The sequence below is a fragment of the Gordonia amicalis NBRC 100051 = JCM 11271 genome, from assembly GCF_000332995.1.
Classification (GTDB): Bacteria; Actinomycetota; Actinomycetes; order Mycobacteriales; family Mycobacteriaceae; genus Gordonia; species Gordonia amicalis.
Window position 1 is genome coordinate 1 of record NZ_BANS01000081.1, and the last position, 2,407, is coordinate 2,407.

Annotated in this window: 1 protein-coding gene; it reads left to right on the plus strand. The window is 61.9% G+C overall.

The annotated features are described in order from the left end of the window. Positions 1–2,407, plus strand: a 2,407-nt coding sequence (locus tag GOAMI_RS22205) for an AAA domain-containing protein (protein ID WP_006438894.1), incomplete at both ends; no start/stop codon positions are given.

A 2,407-nucleotide genomic window follows, 5' to 3' on the forward strand; every position in this document is an offset into this window, starting at 1 on the left:
AGCCTCGAGATCTTTGACCAGACCGGAAGCCGAACGCTTCTGGCGCAACTCAAAGAATCGGCTTCCCCGCTCGACGCGTCGATCCAGGTCTTCCTCAAAAGCTGGGCGGTTCGGGCGCTTGGCGTGGAGGTATCAGTAGACGACGCTCTCGAACCGCCTACCGTCAGCAACGATGTGTCGCTCGCGCTCGCTCCGGCCTTGGTCCTACGAAAGCGCGGTGCGTTCGCACTGGTCGAGTACTACGACCAGATGATCAACCAAGCTGAACAGGTGTCCGCTAAGACGCCGCTTGGTCTCGCCCAATTGGTCACGTCAATCGAGGCGGAGGAGCGCCTTCAATGGCTGGAATCCACGGGTGCCACGGCTCCGAGCGAGCTAGCTGAGGATCCACTTTTCCCGCTACCTGCGAATGCCGAACAGTCGAAGATCATCGAGCGACTCGGCGGCGACAGTGGCGTCGTCGTTGAAGGTCCACCAGGGACAGGCAAGACCCACACGATCGCAAACCTGATGTCGGCGTTGCTTGCTCGAGGACAGCGCGTCCTGGTCACTAGTGAGAAGTCCCAGGCGCTGCAGGTTCTCCGGGACAAGCTCCCCGAGGACATGCAGGAACTCTGTGTGTCGATCACCGATCTGTCCCGCGGTGGTTCCCAAGAGCTTAATCGCAGCGTCGCGACGATCGCCGAACGGAAGACGTCGTTCATCCCCGAAGCGTCCGAACGCACGATTGCGGACCTCACCGACAAACGCGAACAAGCGCTCACCCGGCGATCAACGATTCTCGAATCGATCCGGGCTCTGCGTGAATCCGAGACGTACCAGCACCCCGAGATCGCGCCCGGATACAGCGGGACGCTAGCCGCGATCGTTCGTCGTCTCGAAAAGCATCGCGACCGGCTGGAGTGGCTACCTGGTCCGCTCGCTTCCGCCGAACCCGCCTTGAGTGCAGCAGAATTCAGGGAGCTCGTTCGACTAGTCCAACTGCAAACTACCGAACATGAAGCTCGCGCCGGACAAACTCTGCCTCGATTAGAAGGGCTGCTTCCCGGCGCGGCACACATGACGAGTCTTTTCGACGCAGTCAACCGTCCTCCCATGGACCTACCAGCACAGACGCGCGATCTCGTCGAGATCATTGAATCCGTCGACGACGCCACTGCTCAGCAGGTTCTCGCCCAGTGCGAGACGCTGAGAGAGTGGGTCGACAACGGCCGTGCGCTTGCCCCCGACCAACAGCACCTAGCGAACAGTGTGCTCACGGGCGCGATTGACCATCTCTGGAGTCGTGTCCAGGACCTGGACGCGTACGTGGAGGAAGCGATCCGCTGTGATCGATTGGTAGGTACGACCACTGTCGAGGCACCTGCGGTGTCCCGCGGAGCACTGCGGACTGTCGAAGCATGGCTCAATCGTCTTCAGTCCGGTGTCGAGTGGAAGGGTCGATTCCGGCGTTCCGCAGAGCAAAAAGCATTTGACGAGCTCGAGCTGAACATCGCTGTGGACGGCGATCCAGTGAGACGAGCCGACGAGCTCGAGATAATTGTTGCCCATCTGAAAGCGTTAGACGCCGTCGAATCTGCGCGCCAACTCCTCGCCACCCTCGGCATCAACCTCCCCGGCGAACAGCCCCGCGCCGTCCAGGTAAACAGCCTCTACAACGTTCGCCGAGATCTGACGACGATCGAACGGTTGGTAGCCGCCTGCAATGACCTCAAAGACACGCTCTACCGGAGCGCCCGTCGCCAGGTCATCGTCCGCAGCGTCGACGAGGCCGAAAGCCTCTCCCACGCAGCGTCGGCCATCACGCTGGAACTACAGCGGAGATCCGCGCGTGCGGAACTAGCTCGAGTCACTGATTCACTGAGCAATGCGTTCGGGCCCGCGCCAGCGCCCGAAGCGCGCACCATCATCGACAGCGTTCATGCTGCTTCGAGAGAGCGCCTCAGCGACGCCGTCTCAGCGTATGCGCGGGCACAGCAACAGCAGCGCGAGTACGAAGAGTGCCAAGTCATCAAACAGCGGTTGCGAGCGGAAGCTCCCGCACTGCTCGACGAACTCGTGGCGCGCGCGGACGAGCCCGACATCGCGGTCCGACTGGAGACCATCCATGAGGCATGGCACTGGCGTCGCGCACACGACTGGGTGGAGAAGCAAAGGGCTCCTGGCCTCGAGGCTCGTCTGAGCAGCGAGCTCGACGCTACAACAGCGGACATTAGCTCTCTCACCTCGCGTTTGGCCGCTGAACGAGCGTGGATGAGTTGTCTACAGCGGATGAGTGCCAGCGAAGTGACGGCACTGCAGTCCTACCGGGACCACATCCGAAGTGTCGGCAAAGGAACGGGCAAGGACGCTGAACGGTTCCGGCAGGCCGCGCGGATGGCGATGCGCGAGGCGCAGAGCGCTGTGC